The 17,179-nt window shown below is 71.9% G+C and carries 15 protein-coding genes; 5 read left to right on the forward strand and 10 right to left on the reverse strand.

The window, feature by feature from the left end; all coding sequences use genetic code 11:
• Positions 1 to 3 precede the first annotated feature (3 nt).
• The 4 genes from ABD784_RS14010 to ABD784_RS14025 form a co-directional block, all read right to left on the reverse strand.
• Entirely contained in the window at positions 4 to 1,599 is a 1,596-nt protein-coding gene (locus tag ABD784_RS14010; RefSeq protein WP_344886032.1) for an SLC13 family permease, read from the reverse strand.
• On the reverse strand, positions 1,596 to 3,149 hold the full coding sequence (locus ABD784_RS14015) for an ATP-binding protein (RefSeq protein ID WP_344886035.1): 1,554 nt from the start codon (positions 3,147 to 3,149) through the stop codon (positions 1,596 to 1,598). Before ABD784_RS14015 ends, ABD784_RS14010 begins: the two co-directional genes overlap by 4 nt.
• Positions 3,136 to 3,303 carry a hypothetical protein gene (locus tag ABD784_RS14020; RefSeq protein WP_344886038.1) on the reverse strand — a complete coding sequence of 56 codons (168 nt, stop codon included), beginning with the start codon at positions 3,301 to 3,303 and terminating at the stop codon, positions 3,136 to 3,138. Before ABD784_RS14020 ends, ABD784_RS14015 begins: the two co-directional genes overlap by 14 nt.
• Positions 3,304 to 3,432: 129 nt before the next feature.
• Entirely contained in the window at positions 3,433 to 4,875 is a 1,443-nt protein-coding gene (locus ABD784_RS14025; RefSeq protein WP_344886040.1) for a helix-turn-helix domain-containing protein, read from the reverse strand.
• A 146-nt stretch (positions 4,876 to 5,021) separates the two neighbouring features.
• Between ABD784_RS14025 and ABD784_RS14030 the strand changes: the two genes are divergently transcribed.
• Positions 5,022 to 6,902, forward strand: coding sequence for a calcineurin-like phosphoesterase family protein (locus ABD784_RS14030; protein WP_344886042.1), 1,881 nt, complete (start codon positions 5,022 to 5,024; stop codon positions 6,900 to 6,902).
• A 127-nt stretch (positions 6,903 to 7,029) separates the two neighbouring features.
• Here the strand turns inward: ABD784_RS14030 and ABD784_RS14035 are convergent, their stop codons facing one another.
• The 5 genes from ABD784_RS14035 to ABD784_RS14055 all read right to left on the reverse strand — a co-directional run bounded on the left by ABD784_RS14035 (position 7,030) and on the right by ABD784_RS14055 (position 10,778).
• Positions 7,030 to 7,737 carry a FadR/GntR family transcriptional regulator gene (locus ABD784_RS14035; RefSeq protein ID WP_344886045.1) on the reverse strand — a complete coding sequence of 236 codons (708 nt, stop codon included), beginning with the start codon at positions 7,735 to 7,737 and terminating at the stop codon, positions 7,030 to 7,032.
• Complete coding sequence (locus ABD784_RS14040) at positions 7,734 to 9,101, reverse strand: MFS transporter (RefSeq protein WP_344886048.1); 1,368 nt, start codon at positions 9,099 to 9,101, stop codon at positions 7,734 to 7,736. The genes ABD784_RS14035 and ABD784_RS14040 overlap by 4 nt, the downstream gene beginning before the upstream one ends.
• Positions 9,102 to 9,198: 97 nt before the next feature.
• Positions 9,199 to 9,867: a DNA alkylation repair protein gene (locus ABD784_RS14045; protein ID WP_344886051.1), complete on the reverse strand. Its 669-nt coding sequence runs from the start codon at positions 9,865 to 9,867 to the stop codon at positions 9,199 to 9,201.
• A 9-nt stretch (positions 9,868 to 9,876) separates the two neighbouring features.
• A complete protein-coding gene (locus tag ABD784_RS14050; protein ID WP_344886054.1) occupies positions 9,877 to 10,260 on the reverse strand; it encodes a PIN domain-containing protein in 384 nt (127 codons plus the stop codon).
• 2 nt (positions 10,261 to 10,262) lie between these two features.
• The gene (locus tag ABD784_RS14055) at positions 10,263 to 10,778 is read right to left on the reverse strand and encodes a helix-turn-helix domain-containing protein (RefSeq protein ID WP_344886057.1); all 516 of its coding nucleotides are present in this window, start codon (positions 10,776 to 10,778) and stop codon (positions 10,263 to 10,265) included.
• A gap of 174 nt (positions 10,779 to 10,952) precedes the next feature.
• Here ABD784_RS14055 and ABD784_RS14060 point away from each other — a divergent pair, with 174 nt between their 5' ends.
• From ABD784_RS14060 to aceB, 3 genes are all read left to right on the forward strand, one after another.
• Complete coding sequence (locus ABD784_RS14060) at positions 10,953 to 11,405, forward strand: hypothetical protein (RefSeq protein ID WP_344886060.1); 453 nt, start codon at positions 10,953 to 10,955, stop codon at positions 11,403 to 11,405.
• 209 nt (positions 11,406 to 11,614) lie between these two features.
• Positions 11,615 to 12,928, forward strand: a complete 1,314-nt coding sequence (gene aceA, locus ABD784_RS14065) for an isocitrate lyase (RefSeq protein WP_344886063.1) — start codon at positions 11,615 to 11,617, stop codon at positions 12,926 to 12,928.
• 67 nt (positions 12,929 to 12,995) lie between these two features.
• Positions 12,996 to 14,627, forward strand: a complete 1,632-nt coding sequence (gene aceB / locus ABD784_RS14070) for a malate synthase A (protein WP_344886066.1) — start codon at positions 12,996 to 12,998, stop codon at positions 14,625 to 14,627.
• A gap of 241 nt (positions 14,628 to 14,868) precedes the next feature.
• On the opposite strand, the gene ABD784_RS14075 is transcribed toward aceB, so the two are convergent.
• Entirely contained in the window at positions 14,869 to 16,170 is a 1,302-nt protein-coding gene (locus ABD784_RS14075) for a hypothetical protein (protein WP_344886069.1), read from the reverse strand.
• A gap of 417 nt (positions 16,171 to 16,587) precedes the next feature.
• Here ABD784_RS14075 and ABD784_RS14080 point away from each other — a divergent pair, with 417 nt between their 5' ends.
• Positions 16,588 to 17,148, forward strand: a complete 561-nt coding sequence (locus ABD784_RS14080; protein WP_344886072.1) for an NADPH-dependent FMN reductase — start codon at positions 16,588 to 16,590, stop codon at positions 17,146 to 17,148.
• Positions 17,149 to 17,179 lie beyond the last annotated feature (31 nt).

Raw genomic sequence — 17,179 nt, forward strand, 5'->3', positions numbered from 1 at the left:
TGGTCACAGGAAGAGCGGCAGGCCCATCGCCGGCCAGATCCAGAGGGTGAAGGCCAGGACCAGGAGCACCATGACGGGTGCCAGCACGGCGCTGAGCCGCAGCAGGTCCGCCGGTTGGTACGTGGCGACGCCCTCGACGTCGGAGAAGAGGTTGACGGGTTTGGCGCTGCTGGTCAGGGTGTGGCAGAAACCGGCGGCGGCCGTGGACGCGAACGCGATGGCGACGGCGTTGACGCCGAGCCCGGGTGCCAGCGAGACGACCAGCGGGATGAGCACGGCGGAACGGGCCGAGCGGGACTGGATCACCAGGTGGGCGCCCGCCGAGACGACCACGACGAGCACCACGAAGAGGGGCGCCGCGGCGTCGCCGAGCTGCTCGACCGGGCCGATCGTCCGGCGAGCGAGCCATTCGGCGGCCCCGGTGCCCACCAGGGCGGTGCCGAGCGTCAGGGTCGCGGCCATGAAGAGCAGCATGGACCACGGCACCGCCTTCAGCGCCCGCGGCAGCCCGACGGATCCGAACCCGGGGCTCGCCACCAGGAGGGAGCCGAGCAGCGCCACGATCGCCGGGTGCAACTGGTGCAGCGGCTCCGTGCACCAGAGCACCACGACGCCGCCGATCAGCAGTGCCGAGCGGGACTGCCCCACGGTCAGCGGACCGGTCAGCGGGACCGGCGAGTGCTCCTGCAGCCGGGCCATGCCGACACTGAGGGGCGCCCGCCGGTCCTCGGGGCGGGTGAAGAGCAGCAGGACGAGCTCCGCGCAGAGGTGCGAGGAGACGAACGCCAGCGGCAGGCCGTAGAGCAGCCAGGTCGCGAAGGAGAACCCCTCGTACCCGGAGGTGGTCAGGACCTGGCTGGTGATCAGGTGCGCCCCCGCGCCGAGGTAGGACGCGACCGCGGAGAGCAGGATGACGGACGGGAAGACCAGGGAGAGTGCGAGCACCACCCGGCGCCGCTCCGGCAGGGCCTGCGCGAGGGCCACGAACACCGGGAGCGCCAGGGCGGCCCGGCCCGAGGTCGACGGGACCGCGAACGCCGTGGCGACGAGGGCCCCGGTGCTCAGGTGCACCAGCTGCCGCGGGCTCCGCGCACCGGTCACGATGAAGGCCGCCGCGCGCGTGGCGAGCCCTGTGGCGGTGATGCCGGCCGCGATCACGAAGGCCGCCAGCAGCAGCCAGACGGTGTCCTCGCCGAGGGACGCGAAGAGCTCGTCCTCCGGCAGCACCCCCATCAGGACGAGGACCAGCGCGGCGCCGAGGGCCACATACGTGTCGCCTACCGGGGAGAAGATCCAGAGCCAGACCGCGACGGCGAAGACGGCCAGTGTGAGCGCCGCCTGGGCGGGGAGCGCCCGCGGCGTCCCGGCTGCCGGCCCGAAGGCGTCCAGCCCGCACCAGAGCAGGAAACCCGCGAGCAGGGCTCCCGCGAGGAGCGCCGTGACGCGCCGGCGTGGCCGCCTCGGGGACGACGCCGGGGCCGCGCGCTCCGCCCGGGCGCCGGCGGGGCGAGGACCGCCGGCCGCGGCGCGGCCGGTCCCGGCCACAGGCGCCGTGCTGTAGCGGAACGGCGCCCGCGGGCGGACGTCCTGGACGCTCATGACTCCGCTCCCAGGGAGACGGCCATGCGGTCCGCGAAGTCGTCGTCGCGCCGGGCGGCCGGTGCCGGGCCTGCGGCGGGGAACGAGATCCCGAAGGCGGTGCCGGCGTCGTCCGCCGATTCCACCCAGGCCGCTCCCCCGTGGGCCTCCGCCACGGCCTTGACCACCGCCAGTCCGAGCCCCATGCCGGGCTCGCCCGCGTCGCGGCCGTGGGTTCCGCGGTAGCTCTCGAACAGCTCCCGGGCGGCCTCGGGCTCCAAAGGTGCACCCGGGTTGGCGACCCAGAAGTCGACGACGCCGTCGGCGACGGCCGAGCCGATGCGGATCGTGTCGCCCGGGCCGGTGTGAGCCACCGCGTTCTCGACGAGCTGGCGCATCGCGTCCGCGATCCGGCCGCGGTCGAGACGGGCGGTGGCGTGCGCCGTCGCCTCGATCCGGACGTGCCGGGCGGCATGGGTGCCGGGGGCGGACGCCTCGGCCGCGATGTCCGCGGTGACCTCGCCGACCGGGACCTCGACCGGCCGGACGAAGTCGGGGCGGGAGGACTGGGCGAGCAGATCCAGATCCGCCAGCGTCCGGCCCATGCTGCCGATCAGCTGCCGGGCACGGGAGGCGGTCTCGACGCGCTCGCGGGCGGGCAGGTCCGCCCGGACCAGCTCGTCCAGGGCGGCCGCGATGCGGCGCTGGGGCTCCCGCAGATGCTCGCGGGCCTCCGCGACGAAGTGGCGCTGCATGAGATGCGCGTCCTCGACGCGGTCCAGCATGGCGTTGAGCGTCTGCGCCAGCTGGGCCAGGTCGTCCCGGCCAGCCACCGGGATCCGGGCGGACAGGTCGGTCGCCGTGACGGCGTCGGCGGTCTCCCGGACGGTCCGGATGGGGCGGAGGATCTGCCGCGAGACCAACCAGGCGATCCCGGCCGTCAGCCCCAGCCCGCCCACGGCCACGCCCAGCAGGAGAACGGACTGGCGGTCCACCGCCTCCTCGGCGGCCGCGGTGAAGTGAGCGACCACCAGCTGGGCCGGCTCGGCGCCGTCGGCCATCGCGACGGCCTTGCCCCAGCGGACCGGACCGTGATCGCTCTGGTACACGCCCGAGGCCGCCGGGTCGTCGAGGATCCGCTGCAGCAGCGCCTCGTCACCGGCCAGGACGGCGCCGGAGTCGTCCGCGATGCCCTGCGCGTGCACCGTGGCACGTCCCTCCGGCGAGCCGGCGGCCACGCCGACGATCGCCTCGCCGCCCATGGGCTGCTGCCGCTGCACGTAGTGCTCCATGAGCGCTCCGAGCGAGGAGAACGGGCGCGCCGTCCGTGGGTCCAGGCCCTCCGCCGCGAAGGCTCGGAACTCGTCGATCTCCTGCACGACGGCGTCGTTCGCCGCCTCGGCGACCTGCCCGGCCATGACGCTGCGCATGGTGACGGTGACCGCCAGCAGCGCGACCGCCGTCGTGAGGACGATCCACCCGACGATCCGCCAGCGGACCGACACGGCGGAGCCGTGCTGCTCGGCGGCCCGGTCGGCCGTCTCGGGCGTGCTCGGGTCAGCGCTCGCCATGGTCCGCCCCCTGGTCGCCGGCGGCGATCTCGACGACGACCGGCTCCTGCCGCGGCAGGGGCGGGTCGGCGGTGGTGGCCAGCAGCTGGCTGGCCATCGCCAGACCGGCCGGGACGGCGAGGACCGCGAGGAGGAGCAGGATGCGTCTGATCATGCCGTTCACACTAGAAAGGCCTAGTGAGACTCACATGAGGGGAGTATGAGGGTTCGATGAGACGCCCGTCGCATCCACCCGTGGCTCGACCGGCCGCACCGGCGGGCCTCCCTGCGGGCGGCCGGGAGGTCAGTCCGTGTGCGACTCCAGGAACCGGTAGACCTCGGTGTCGTCCACCCCCGGGAACGCCCCGGGCGGCATCGCCGCGAGAAGGTGCTCATTGGCCCGGGTGGCCGGCCAGGCGTTCCCCTCCCACGCCGCGGCGAGGGCCTCCGGCGGCCGCCGGCAGCACGTCTCGTCCGGGCACCGGGACTTCGACCGCTCGGTGGTGTCCCGGCCGCGGAACCACTTGGCGTGCTCGAACGGGACGCCCACGGAGAGCGAGAACAGGCCCGCCGAGTGCCGCTCGGTCCGCGCGGTGCACCAGAACGTGCCGTTCACGGTGTCGGTGTACTGGTTGAAGGCCCGGAACTTGTCCGGCACGTCGAACACCACCCGGCTGGTCCAGTACCGGCAAATCGCCTGCCCCTCGATCGCTCCCGTGTGGTCGGCGGGGAAGTTGACGCCGTCGTTCTCGTAGGCCTTGTGCACGATCCCCGACTCGTGGACCTTCTGGAAGTGCGTGGTGATGCCCAGGTGCTCGGTCGCGAGGTTCGTGAACCGGTGCGCCGCCGACTCGTAGGACACCGCGAACGCATCGCGCAGATCCTCGATCGCCAGCTCCTTCTGCGCCTTGGCCCGCTGCAGGAGCGCCACGGTCTGCCGCTCCGGGAGCAGCAGCGCCGCGGCGAAGTAGTTGGTGTAGACGCGCTGGCGAAGGAATTCGGAGTAGTCGGCCGGCGTCCGGTGCCCCAGCACGTAGTTCCCCAGCGCCTGCAGCAGCACGGACCGCTGGTCGTGACCGCGGTCGTCCTGGGTGAGGTAGATCCGCTTGTTCCTCAGATCCGTCACGGAGCGCGTGGAGTGCGGCAGATCGTTCACGAAGCGCAGGCTGAAACCCAGGTGGTCCGCCAGGTCGGCGGTCACGTGCTGGGACAGCGGCCCGTCCTCATGCCCGACGGCGTCCAGAAGCTCCTGGGCCTGCCGCTCCAGCTCCGGGTAGTAGTTGTTGCACGCGCGCATCTCGGCGCGGAGCTCGGTGTTGGCCCGCCGCGCCTCCTCGGGGGTGGCGGCCTGCTCCTCCATCCGGCGGGCGAGCTCCCGCTGCAGCCCCACCAGGGCCTCGAGCACCTCGGTGGACATCCGTGGCGAGACGCGCACCTGCGGCAGGCCCAGCGCTGCGTAGAGCGGGCCGCGCTGCGCCTTCTCCAGCTCGATCTCCAGTGCCGCCCGCCGGTCCGCCGGCTGCGCGCCGAGCAGCTGCTCCAGCGTGGTGCCGAGTGCGGTGGCGATCCGCATCAGCAGGGAGACCTTGGGCTCGCGCTTGCCGTTCTCGATGAGGGACAGCTGGGAGGGCACGACGCCGACGCGCTCGGACAGCTGCCCGAGCGTCAGTCCCAGCGACTTCCGCGCGTGACGGATCTGGCGGCCCACGGCCACCGTGTCCAGTGCTTCCTCGGTGACGTCCGTCATACCGGTAATCTACGCCAACACGATCACGGGGGCCTGTTCACGGCTGCGTCAACGCCTCGTCAAGTGGGCGGTCCCGGCCGTTCACGGCCGCCCGGCAGCGTGGAGGAGCGTTGGGGGGATTCCGACCGCTTCTACGGAGGACCAACGTGAACTCGACCGCCCGCACCGACCATCGAACCGAACGTCCCACCCGCTTCGCCCGTCTGACCACCGGCACCCTGGCCGCCGGCGCCGTCGCCCTGCTGGCAGCCACCGCAGGCGGCGCGGCCGCGACCGCTACGCCCGCTCCCTCCGCCCCGGCACCGTCGGCGCCGGCCGCGTCCGCACCCGGCGAGTGGGCCGAGCAGGCCTACCGCGGCGACGTCGAGGTCGTCCCGGCCTCGGGCGGCACCGAGGGCGAGACCCTCGACGGCGTCGTCTTCAACGACAAGGACCGCGACTCCACGCAGGACAAGAACGAGCCCGGCATCAAGGGCGCCACGGTCTCCAACGGCCGCGACGTCGTCACCACGGACGCCCAGGGCGCCTACTCGCTGCCCGCCTTCGAGAACATGACGGTGTTCGTCACCCAGCCGGCCGGCTGGCAGGTGCCGGTCGACGAGGATAATGTCGCCCAGTTCTCCTACAACCACCTGCCCGAAGGATCGCCGGAGCTGAAGTTCGGCGGGATCGAGGCCACGGGGGCGCTGCCGGAGGCCGTGAACTTCCCGCTCGCGAAGGCCAAGCAGACCAAGTCCAAGGAGCAGCACTGCCTGATCGGCGGCGACGTCCAGACCTACACCCAGGAGGAGGTCGAGTACGCCAAGGACGGCGCGTTCGCCGACCTCGCCGAGCGGACGGACTACGAGGGCTGCGGCGCCCTGTTCATCGGCGACGTGGTGGGCGACGACCTCTCCCTCTACCCGCAGACGCGCGAGCTCGCCGGCATGCTCAACGGCCCGGCCCGCTTCCTGCCGGGCAACCACGACCTGGACTTCGACGCGACCGACTCCGCGCACACGTTCGACACGTTCCGCGCGAACCTCGGCCCCGAGTACTACTCCTACGACGCTGGCCAGGCCCACGTCGTCGCACTGAACACGGTGGAGTTCCCGACCAAGCAGCCGGCCGCGAAGGGCGACTACACCGGCTCGCTGGACGAGCGCCAGCTCGAGTGGCTGCGCAACGACATCGCCAACACCCCGGAGGACAAGCTGATCGTCCTCGCCGCGCACATCCCGCTGCTGGACTTCGCCGATCAGGGCAGCTCCAAGCACCAGGTGGCCCAGGTCAAGGAGATCTACGAGCTGCTGGAGGGCCGCGAGGCGATCGCGCTCGGCGGCCACACCCACAGCATCGAGAACCTGCGCGCCGGCGACCGGCTCGAGGGCTGGAAGGACGTCATGGGCGTCGACGAGCTGCCGTTCACGCACATCACCGCGGGCGCCATCTCCGGCGACTGGTTCTCCGGCCAGCTGACCGAGGAGGGCTACCCGGAGGCCGTGCAGCGCGACGGCGGCCGCCCGGGCGTGCTGACGCTGGACATCCGCGGCACCGAGGTGAAGGAGCGCTTCACCGTCCGCGGCGAGGACGACTCCGAGCAGATGAGCCTGGGCGTGAACACCCCGCGCTACCGCGAGTGGTTCGAGGCCAACAAGGGCAACAAGGGCGAGGCCGAGGAGTTCGCTGAGCCGCTCGCCGTCTCCCGCGACGACCTGGCCGGCACCACGTGGCTGACCACCAACTTCTGGATGGGCTCCACGGGCTCCGAGGTCGAGGTCTCGATCGACGGCGGCGAGCCGGTGGCCGCCGAGCGCACGCAGAAGATGGACGGCGAGGGCCAGCTGGTCGGCGCCGAGTACTCCGACCCGGTGGCGGCCCAGCAGCAGCTGGTCCACGGCGGCTCGCTCGCCGACCGCATGATGCACCTCTGGCGCCTGGAGCTGCCGGCCGATCTGGCCGCCGGCGAGCACACCGCCACCGTGACCGCGACCGACGTGCACGGCCGCGAGTACACCGAGGAGCTGACCTTCACGGTCGCCGACTGATGAGCGCGTCCGGCGTCGCCTAGCCGACGCCACCGGACAGCGAACGACGGCGGTGCCGGACCTGGAAAGGTCCGGCACCGCCGCCGTCGTCTCGGGCCGTACCGGGCCTGGGAGGTCCGGGGCGTCGTCAGCGCGCGGGCTGGCGGCGCGCGGGCTGGCGGCGCGGGACCCAGCTCATGCAGTAGTCCAGGTTCGCGATGACGGTGCGCACCGCGGCCTCGTCGTCGCCGGCGGCGATGGCATCCGCGAGCTCGTCGTGACCGGAGGCCAGGCAGCCATCGAACCCGGCTTCGAGCCGCTGGACCATCTTGGTGCCGTGGAAGACGTCGCCGAAGCTCGCGTAGAGCTCGTGCAGCAGCGGGTTCCCGGACGCCTCGGCGACGCGCAGGTGGAAGCCCCAGTCGGCTTCGGACCAGGCCTGGTAGTCCGCGGCGTCCCACGCCGACCGGCGCCGGGCGAGCAGCTCGCGCAGTTCGGCGACGACCAGCGAGTCCGCGGCCTGCGCCGCGAGCCGGGCGGTCTGGGTGTCCAGCGCGAAGCGGACCTGGAGCACATCCTCGTCCGCGTGCTCGCGGTAGACGCGCTGCGCCGTCGCACTGATCTCACTCGTGGCGCGCACGTAGGTCCCGTCCCCGCGCAGCACCTCGAGCAGCCCAGCGTGGGCGAGCGCCTTCACGGCCTCGCGGAGCGTGCCGCGGGAAACGCCGAACTCCGCGACGAGCTCCGGTTCCGGCGGGATCCGCTCCCCCACGGGCCAGCGGCCGGAGGCGACGGCGTCCCGCAGCCTCCCGACGACCTCCTGCATCAGGGGCGCGCGGACCGGGCCGCCGCTCATGCGCGCGCCTGCCCCGGCATGCGGCCGTAGCGGGTGATCCGGTAGCCGAGGACGAACTGGACCACCGTGCACCCGATCAGGATCATGAGTGGGACCGTCCAGGATCCCCGCGCCCCCTGGAGCAGCCCGAGGCCGAACGGACCGATCGCCGCGACCAGGTAGCCCAGCGACTGGGCGAGCGTGGAGAGCGCCGTGGTCTCCGTGGCGGTCTCGCCGCTGCGGCTGATCAGCAGCATGAGCAGCGGGAAGATGCCCAGGCCGAACCCGATGAAGACGGACGGGACGGCCGCGGCCCCCACCGGCAGGACCAGCAGGGCGACGGTCCCGACCACATAGGACGCGCAGGTCAGGATGAACGCCGGGCGCAGCAGGCGCGGCTTCGAGGCCATCCAGAGGACGATCATCACGGTGGGGATGCTGACCGCCTGGAGCAGCCCGAGCATGAACCCGGCCGTCGCGGCATCCAGCCCGCGGGTGACCAGCATGTGGGGGTACCAGCTCATGAACGTGTAGACCAGCAGCGCCTGGACAGCGAAGAGGGACGTGAACAGCAGGCCCTTGCGGGTGGCGAGCATCGGCCACGGGGAGACGTGCGGGGGGACCGGGCCGGACGAGCGTCGCGCGGCGGCGGCGATGGGCAGCAGGACCAGGAGCGCCAGGGCCGCCGGGACCGCCCAGGCGGCGAGGCCGAGCGTGGGCGAGCCCAGCGCGGTGGCGATGGGGAAGCTGAACGCCGCGGCCGCCGTCGCACCGACGGACAGCGTCACGCTGTAGGAGGCCGTCATCGCGGCCGTGCGGTGCGGGTGGTGCTCGCGGATGAAGGACGGCATCGCCACGTTGCAGACCGCCAGGCCGCACATGCCGAGCACGGTTCCCGCCAGCAGGAGCCACGTCGATTCGACGGCGCGGACGGCCAGGCCGAGCGTGAGCAGCAGGAGCGCGAGGGCGAGCGCCCGCTCGAGCCCGGTGCGCTTGACCAGCCATGCGGTCCCGGCGCCGGCGAACGCGAAGCACAGGACCGGGATGGTGGGCAGCAGCGAGGCGATGAACGTCCCGTAGCCGAGCATGGCCTCGAGGTCGTGGTAGAGCGGCGCCGCCGAGGCGATGCCCGCGCGGAGGTTCAGACCCACCAGGACGACGGCGGCCACGGCCAGGAGCCCGGCGAACCAGCGGCGCGGCTGCTCGCCCGTGGAGGGCCCCGAGCCGGACCGCCCCGGAGCGGGTCGTTCTGGAGCGGGGTGTTCCGGAGAGGCGGTGGCCTCTGCGACGGCGGGACGCTCGAGCTGCTCGGGTACGGGCGCGCTCTCGGCGAGCGCGGTGGTCGGTTCCGGGCGTGCGGCGTCGGCGGCGGTCTCAGAGGTCATGCCTCAAACATTAGACGTCTGATGTTTGCCGCAACGAACTTCGTGACCGATTCCACGGGCTGTCCGGGCGCTCCGCGAGCGGCCGATCCGGCGCCGCTCAGGCCTCGCTGCGCCGCCGGACGATCTCGTTGACCCAGATCGGAACGTAGGGCGACGTGCAGTTCGGCGGTGTCGGGTAGTCCTTGAGGACGCCGAGCCGCTCGCCGATCGTGAGGACGCGCTCCCGGTGCTCCGGGTGCTCGATCCCGATGTTGCCGAGGCATGTGTTCATGGCCCATTGCAGGCGCTCCGAGGCGTCGCGCATCTCCGCCTCGATCGTGTCCAGCAGGCCGGGGAGATCCAGCCCCTCCGGCTTCTTCACCACCCGGGTGCTCGTGAGAGCCCACCCTGCGCTGGCCACCACGGGATCGCGGTCGTCCAGCCAGGAGACCCGGAGCTCCTCGGCGTGCGGGCTCTTGGCGACGACGTAGGCGACCAGCCAGTCGTGCACCTTGGGCGTCCGCGCGTCGCGGAGCATGGCGTCCAGCTCGTCGCGCGCGAAGGCCTTCGGCCGGCAGATCAGCAGCGAGAGCAGGCGGGCCGTGGTGTCGCCGGTGGCCCACAGCTCGCGCGCGAGGTCCTGCTGCGTCTTCAGCCGCTTGGCGACGGCCCGCAGCTTGGTCAGATTCACCCCGTGCTCGTCGCCGTGGCGCTCGTTGACGGCGCGGATCCTCGGATCCTCCAGCCCCGCCAGTTCCACCATGATGTCCTCGACCGTCTCCGCCATGGCCCCTCCTCATCGTTTCGAATCAAGCTGATCCGTCTCCCAAATGCACACATTCCAGCGCCCCCGTCGGTCCGGGCGCACCGACCCGAGCCGCTTCCCCACCGCATTGGCGAAGAGTGGCATACCGCACCTCGGGTCGCACGTCATCGCACCAGTCAGGGCCTCGCAGTCCTCCACCAAGGCATCCGGGAAGTTGTCTCTCATCGCTTCAAGGCGACGGCGGGCACCTTCGGCCGTGAAGCCGATCTTGCGGACCAGATTTCGCTCGAGTTCGGCGAGGATCTCCTCAGACCACAGGATACGGAAGACCTTTGCCTCAGCGAGGCGCAGAAACAGGTCCGCCACCGAGATCGGGACGAGGACGCATGTATCGACCAAGACGGGGGAGGACACGACTACCGCGTTGAGTCATCGTCCGGAGTGCGAAGGGCGGATCCGTCACGGACCGACTCCTGCGTGAGCTGATCGAGAGTCGTCCGACGCCTCGAACGCGCCTCCGCTTCGTACTCGATGAGGTCCCGGAGCATCACGCGGCGATGGCGCCCGACCCGAGAGAACGGGATCTCGCCCCGCTCGAGCAGCTTGACGAGTGTCGGCCGCGAGTACCCGAGGTAGTCGGCCGCCTCCTGCGTCGTCAGTTGCGTGTCCGTCGGCATCACCGAAACGGCGCGCCCCTCAGCCAAAGCCTCAGCTATCAGCAGTAGTGCATCAAAGACCCCATGCGGAACCTGATGCTCAGTGCCGTCGTCCGCGACGAGCTTCGGCACCCCCTGGGCAGCAGAAACGCTACCCTTCAGGAAGACCAGAAAGTCGCTGTCCGCGTCGGGGTCCTCGGCAAGGTAGGTTCGGCGCGCCACGGCAACAGTCATCTCTAGCCTCCTGTATTCGAAATATTCGAAATCTCTAGGCATCAACTTACGCCTTGGGGCCCAGTCCAGCAAGGTCCGCATCAGCACCGAGCGGCCGGGGGCTGCATCTTTCGCACCCCTCGCCGCGGGCCTATCCTGAGCATGCAGCCCCACCCGCCGCCGCAAGCACGGGCGGTCGCCGCCACCGCAGCCGCCGCCACCACCGAAAGGCCCGCCATGTCAGTAGAGCAAGCAGAGCCCGCCGAGTCGGCCGAGGACGTCAGCCGCCGCCTGCACCTGGAGCCGGGCGACGCAGTGTTCGTCATCGGCGGCACGCCGGAGGAGCACCAGCTCCTGGAGCCGCTCCCCGACGGGGCCGGCAAGGTGGACGCGGCCGCGGACGCCGACGCCGCCGTCCTCTTCGCCGCCGTGCTGGAGGACCTGGAGATCCTGCTGGACCAGAAGCTCATACCCCTCACGGCGGCCCGCGCCGTGTGGGTGGGGTACCCGGTCGACGACGAGCTGACGCGCCCCGCCGTGGACGCCGCCGTGCGCGACCGGGGCTGGGAGCCCGGCGTCGAGACGACGCTCTCGGACGCCTGGCGCGCCGTGCTCGTGGTCCCCCGCTCCGCCGAGGATCGCCTGAGCGCCCCAGGCAGCCGACCCGCGGACGACGCCGACGAGGAGTAGCGCCTCGGCCTCGCGAAGTAACTCCGTCACTTCTGCTCAAAATGAGAAGAAGTGCGGAAATTTTCTTCCTCGCACCCTATTGACGGGGTGAAATCTGGCGAAAAGTTGATCCCACGACGAGGAGCCACCGGAACCCCACCGGCACGGACCACAGGGTCCGGCACCTCGAGAAGACGTTCCGCAACGGACGATCACCGAGGGAGTCAACGATGACGAACAGCCAGAACCGCGAGCAGGAGACCCAGCAGCGCATCGAGCGGCTGGAGCTCCAGTGGACCGCCGACCCGCGCTGGGACGGTGTTACCCGCGACTACGCCGCCGCCGACGTCGTACGCCTCCAGGGCACGGTCCAGGAGGAGTACACCCTGGCCCGCCGCGGCTCCGAGAAGCTGTGGACGCAGCTCCGCGAGGAGAACGCCACCGGCGCCTACACCAATGCCCTCGGCGCCCTCACGGGCAACCAGGCTGTCCAGCAGGTCAAGGCCGGCCTCCGCGCCATCTACCTCTCCGGCTGGCAGGTCGCCGCCGACGCGAACCTCGCCGGGCAGACCTACCCGGACCAGTCGCTCTATCCGGCGAACTCGGTGCCGCAGGTGGTCCGCCGCATCAACAACGCCCTGCTCCGCGCGGACCAGATCGAGCACGCCGAGGGCACCAGCACGGTCGAGGACTGGCTGGTCCCGATCGTCGCGGACGCCGAGGCCGGGTTCGGCGGCCCGCTCAACGCCTTCGAGCTGATGAAGTCGATGATCGGCGCCGGCGCCGCGGGCGTCCACTGGGAGGACCAGCTGGCCAGCGAGAAGAAGTGCGGCCACCTCGGCGGCAAGGTGCTCATCCCCACCGGCCAGCACGTCCGCACCCTCAACGCCGCACGCCTGGCCGCCGACGTCTCCAACGTCCCGAGCGTGATCGTGGCCCGGACCGACGCCGAGGCGGCCACGCTCCTGACGTCCGACGTCGACGAGCGCGACCAGCCGTTCCTCACCGGCGAGCGAACGGCCGAGGGCTTCTACAAGGTCCGCAACGGGATCGAGCCGTGCATCGCCCGCGCCAAGGCCTACGCCCCGTACTCCGACCTCATCTGGATGGAGACCGGGACGCCGGACCTGGAGCTCGCCCGCCGGTTCGCCGAGTCCGTCAAGGCCGAGTTCCCGGACCAGATGCTCGCGTACAACTGCTCGCCGAGCTTCAACTGGAAGAAGCACCTGGACGACGAGACGATCGCCAAGTTCCAGCGCGAGCTCGGCGCGATGGGCTTCACCTTCCAGTTCATCACCCTGGCCGGATTCCACGCCCTCAACCACGAGATGTTCGACCTCGCCCACGGCTACGCACGCCGCGGCATGAGCGCCTACGTAGAGCTGCAGGAGCGGGAGTTCGCCTCCGAGGCCCGCGGCTACACCGCCACCAAGCACCAGCGCGAAGTCGGCACCGGCTACTTCGACGCCGTCTCCACCGCCCTCAACCCGGGCGGCTCCACCCTGGCCCTGGTGGGATCCACCGAGGAAGGCCAGTTCCACTAACCCCTCCGGTACGACGGCGGCGCGAGGCCGCCGTCGTACCCCCTCCACTTCTCCCGAGGAGACCGCCATGAACAACCCGATCACCCTCAACGGCATCACGATGACCGCCTCCCCCGTCTGCCAGCAGCAGCGGGTCATCACCCCCGAGGCCCTGGACTTCCTGGGCGAGCTGCACCGCCGGTTCGACGGCCGGCGGCGCGAGCTCCTCAACGCCCGCGAGCAGCGCCGCCAGGCCATCTCGCGGGGCGCGGACCCCAAGTTCCTGCCCGAGACCCGGCACATCCGCGAGGACGACTCGTGGCGAGTGGCGCCGATCGCTCCCGGCCTCGAGGACCGCCGCGTCGAGATCACCGGCCCCACCGACCGCAAGATGACCATCAACGCCCTGAACTCCGGCGCCAAGGTATGGCTGGCCGACATGGAGGACTCGCTCACGCCGAACTGGCGGAACGTGGTCAAGGGGCAGCTGAACCTCCAGCGCGTGCTGGACCGCGAGATCGACTTCACCACCGAGGAGGGCAAGGAGTACCGGCTCACGGGCGAGAAGCTGACCGACCTGCCCACGATCGTGGTGCGGCCGCGCGGCTGGCACCTGCCGGAGAAGCACCTGCTGATCCAGAACCAGCCGATCGCCGGCGCCCTGGTGGACTTCGGGCTGCACTTCTTCCACAACGCCAAGCGCCTGATCGAGCTGGGCCGGGGCCCGTACTTCTACCTGCCGAAGCTGGAGAGCCACCAGGAGGCCCGCCTCTGGAACGACGTGTTCGTGTTCGCCCAGGACTACCTGGGCATACCGCAGGGCACCATCCGGGCGACCGTGCTGATCGAGACCATCACCGCGGCGTTCGAGATGGAGGAGATCCTCTACGAGCTGCGGGACCACGCGGCGGGGCTGAACGCCGGCCGGTGGGACTACATCTTCTCCATCATCAAGAACTTCCGCGAGCGCGGGCCGCGGTTCGTGCTGCCGGACCGCTCGATGGTGACCATGACGGCCCCGTTCATGCGGGCCTACACCGAGCAGCTGGTCCGGGCGTGCCACCGCCGCGGCGCCATGGCGATCGGCGGCATGGCGGCCTTCATCCCGAACCGCCGCGACGAGGCGGAGAACGCCGTCGCCTTCGAGAAGGTCACCGCGGACAAGACCCGCGAGGCCCAGGACGGCTTCGACGGCTCGTGGGTGGCCCACCCGGACCTGGTGCCCGTGGCACGCGAGGTGTTCGACGCCGTGCTCGGCTCGCGTCCGAACCAGCTGGACCGCTCCCGCGAGGACGTCCGGCCGGACGATGTGGCGCTGCTGAACGTGGCGGCGACGCCGGGCCTGATCACGGAGCAGGGCGTGCGCAGCAATATCGAGATCGGTATCCGCTACATCGAGTCGTGGCTGCGCGGCAACGGCGCGGTGGCCCTGCAGAACCTGATGGAGGACGCCGCCACGGCGGAGATCTCCCGCTCGCAGATCTGGCAGTGGATCCACCAGGGCGCCGTCACGGACGACGGCGAGCTCGTCACCCGCGAGTACGCGGTGGAGCTGCTCGAGGAGGAGTTCGCCCGGATCCAGCGCTTCGAGGGCGACCGCTTCTCCGAGGCGCGGGAGATCTTCGAGGCGGCCGCCCTGGCGGACCGGTTCCCGGACTTCCTGACCCTGCCGGCCTACAACCGGTACCTGTGCGAGACCAAGGAGCTGCAGACCGTCTGACCCGGCGCGCCGACGGCCGGCGACCGCCCGGCGCAGTCCCGACCGACATCGCAGTCCCGACCGACATGGCGGCGGATCCCCTTTCCTGGCAGAGCAGGGGGTCCGCCGCCATTGCGCTGCCCTGGCTCCGGATGCGGTCCGGCCGCGCTGCTGCTCGAGGGCCGGTCGGCTGCTACCCGGGCGGCCAGTCGGCAGCCGCTACTCGGCGGTGCCTACCCGGCGGCTTACTGGTCGGCGGCTGCTACTCGGCGCGGTGGCGCCGGATGAGGAGGACCGCGCCAGCGACCACCGCCAGCGCCCCGCCCCCGGCCAGCGCTGCGGTGACCGGCCCGAGCGGCCCCTCGGAGTCCGCCACGGCGCCCGCGTGGTCGGCGTCCAGGCCACCCGTCCCGGACGGGTCGGCCTCCTCACCGGCCGGACCGGGGCCCGACGGGTCCGCCCCGCCATCGCCCGAGGGGCCGGCACCGGAGCCGTCCGTCCCGGCGCCGCCGGGAACGCTGTCGCCCGCGTCCGGGCCACCCGGGCCCGAGCCGGCCCCGGAGGAGCCGTCCCCGCCGTCGCCCGGCGTTCCCGCCGATCCGCCGGGTGAGTACCCACCGGAGCCGGCTCCACCGGAGGCGCTCCCGTCGGATGCAGTCCCGTCAGAACCCTGCCCGCCGTCCGTGCCCGAGCCGTCGCCGGAGGAGCCCTGGGAGGGCCCGCCGCTCGTCGGGGAGTCGGTCCCGCCGCCGTCGATCCCCGTCGGGTCCGGGGCGCCGGTCGGCGCGGGAGTCGTCCCGGGCGCCGGGCCCTGCGAGGGGCTCGCCGGTGCGGAGGGCTCGGGGGTGGACGACGTCGGCCCGGGGGTCTCGGTGGGAGTGGTGCTCGCCGGGTCCTCGGACTCCGGAGCGCCGTCGTCCACCACCTCGACGGAGTAGTCCACGATCATCGAGCTGGAGTAGCCGTCGGTGGCCTGCATCGTGAAGTCGTAGGTGCCGGGCCGCGAGGGTGCGGGCAGGCTGAAGCGGCCGTCCTGGTCCACCGCGTAGGCGACCGCGCCGGCCCCGCTGGACCGGACCATCACCTGCACGTTCGTGGCTGCGCCGGGGACGACGCCGACGATCGGCTCGCCCGGGGCGACCTCGCCGCCGCGGGGAGTCGAGGTGATCTCGGGGTCGGACACGGTTCCGCTGGTCGGCTGCGGCGTGGGGGCCGGCGACGACGTCGACCCGCCCGCGGTGCTGCCGGCGGGTGCGGAGGCATCCGGGTCCGACGGTGCGGGCGCCGTGCCGGGGTCCGACGGCTCATCGGAGGGCTGAGGGGACGGCTCGTCGGACGGCGTCGTACCGGTCGGCTGGTAGGTCGCCGCGGCATCGTCCGTTGAGTCGGAACCGCCCGTGCCAGAGCCGCCCGCATCGGGCGCGCTCTCTGCGGGCGCCGCGGCCGCCGGCTGGGCCCCGGGGGCGGCGACCGCCGCAGCGGGGGCCGCGAGACCCGCCGCCGTCAGCACCGCGGCTGCGGCGGCCGCCTGCAATGCGGCCGTCCATGGTCGGGTCGAAGTCATACCCCAGCGCTTTCCGTCGGGTCGGGCCCGCCTGTCGATTTCGGGCTGCGCGCCCGCGGCGCGTTCTGCCTGCTGCGCACCGCTGAAGGGTGCACCGCCTCCAGCGTAGGCGCATCCATAAGGTCACAGCAAGGTAACGATTGCCACCGGAGATCCGCCGCGGGTCCTCCGCGACGACGCGCGGCATGGCCGGGCCGGCCGGGAATCACCGGCTGATCTGGGCGGCAGCGAATCCCGACCCTGGATGGGGTTCCGTTACCGCACCGGCGCCAGTAGCGTCGCCCTAGAGCCCGGGTTGAAGCGGGACCGCTCCACGGCGCGACCCCGGACGCGGGCGCCAGACACGGCCCCAGGCACGGGCCCCGGCAGTAGCGCAGACCGCGATTGACGAGGGCCCGACGGACGAAGGAGAGAGTCATGACCCGCATCGCGATCATCGCCGGCAGCACCCGCCCCAACCGCAAGGCCAGGACCGTGGCCGACTGGGTGCTCGAGCACGCCGCCCAGCGCAGCGACGCCGATTTCGAACTCGTCGACCTGGCCGATCAGGGGCTCCCCCTGCTGGACGAGCCGATGCCGCCGTCGCTCGGCGAGTACACCAAGGAGCACACGCGGGCCTGGGCGGAGAAGATCGCCTCGTTCGACGGCTTCGTCTTCGTCACACCTGAGTACAACCACTCCGTCCCGGCCGCCTTCAAGAACGCCGTCGACTTCCTGTACGCGGAGTGGAACAACAAGGCGGTCGGATTCGTCAGCTACGGCAGCGCCGGTGGGACCCGCGCGGTGGAGGCGTGGCGCCTGATCGCCGCCGAGGTGCAGATGGCCGACGTCCGGGCCCAGGTGTTCCTCCCCTTCTCCGACGACTTCGCGGAGGACCAGTCGTTCGAGCCCAGCGACGGCGCCACCGGCGCGCTCGGCACGCTGTTCGACCAGCTCGTCGCATGGTCGGAGGCCCTCCGCACCGTCCGCGAGGCCTGACGCGGCCCGCCGCGGGGAATGAGCCGGCCGG

The organism is Zhihengliuella alba (assembly GCF_039538765.1).
Classification (GTDB): domain Bacteria; phylum Actinomycetota; class Actinomycetes; order Actinomycetales; family Micrococcaceae; genus Zhihengliuella; species Zhihengliuella alba.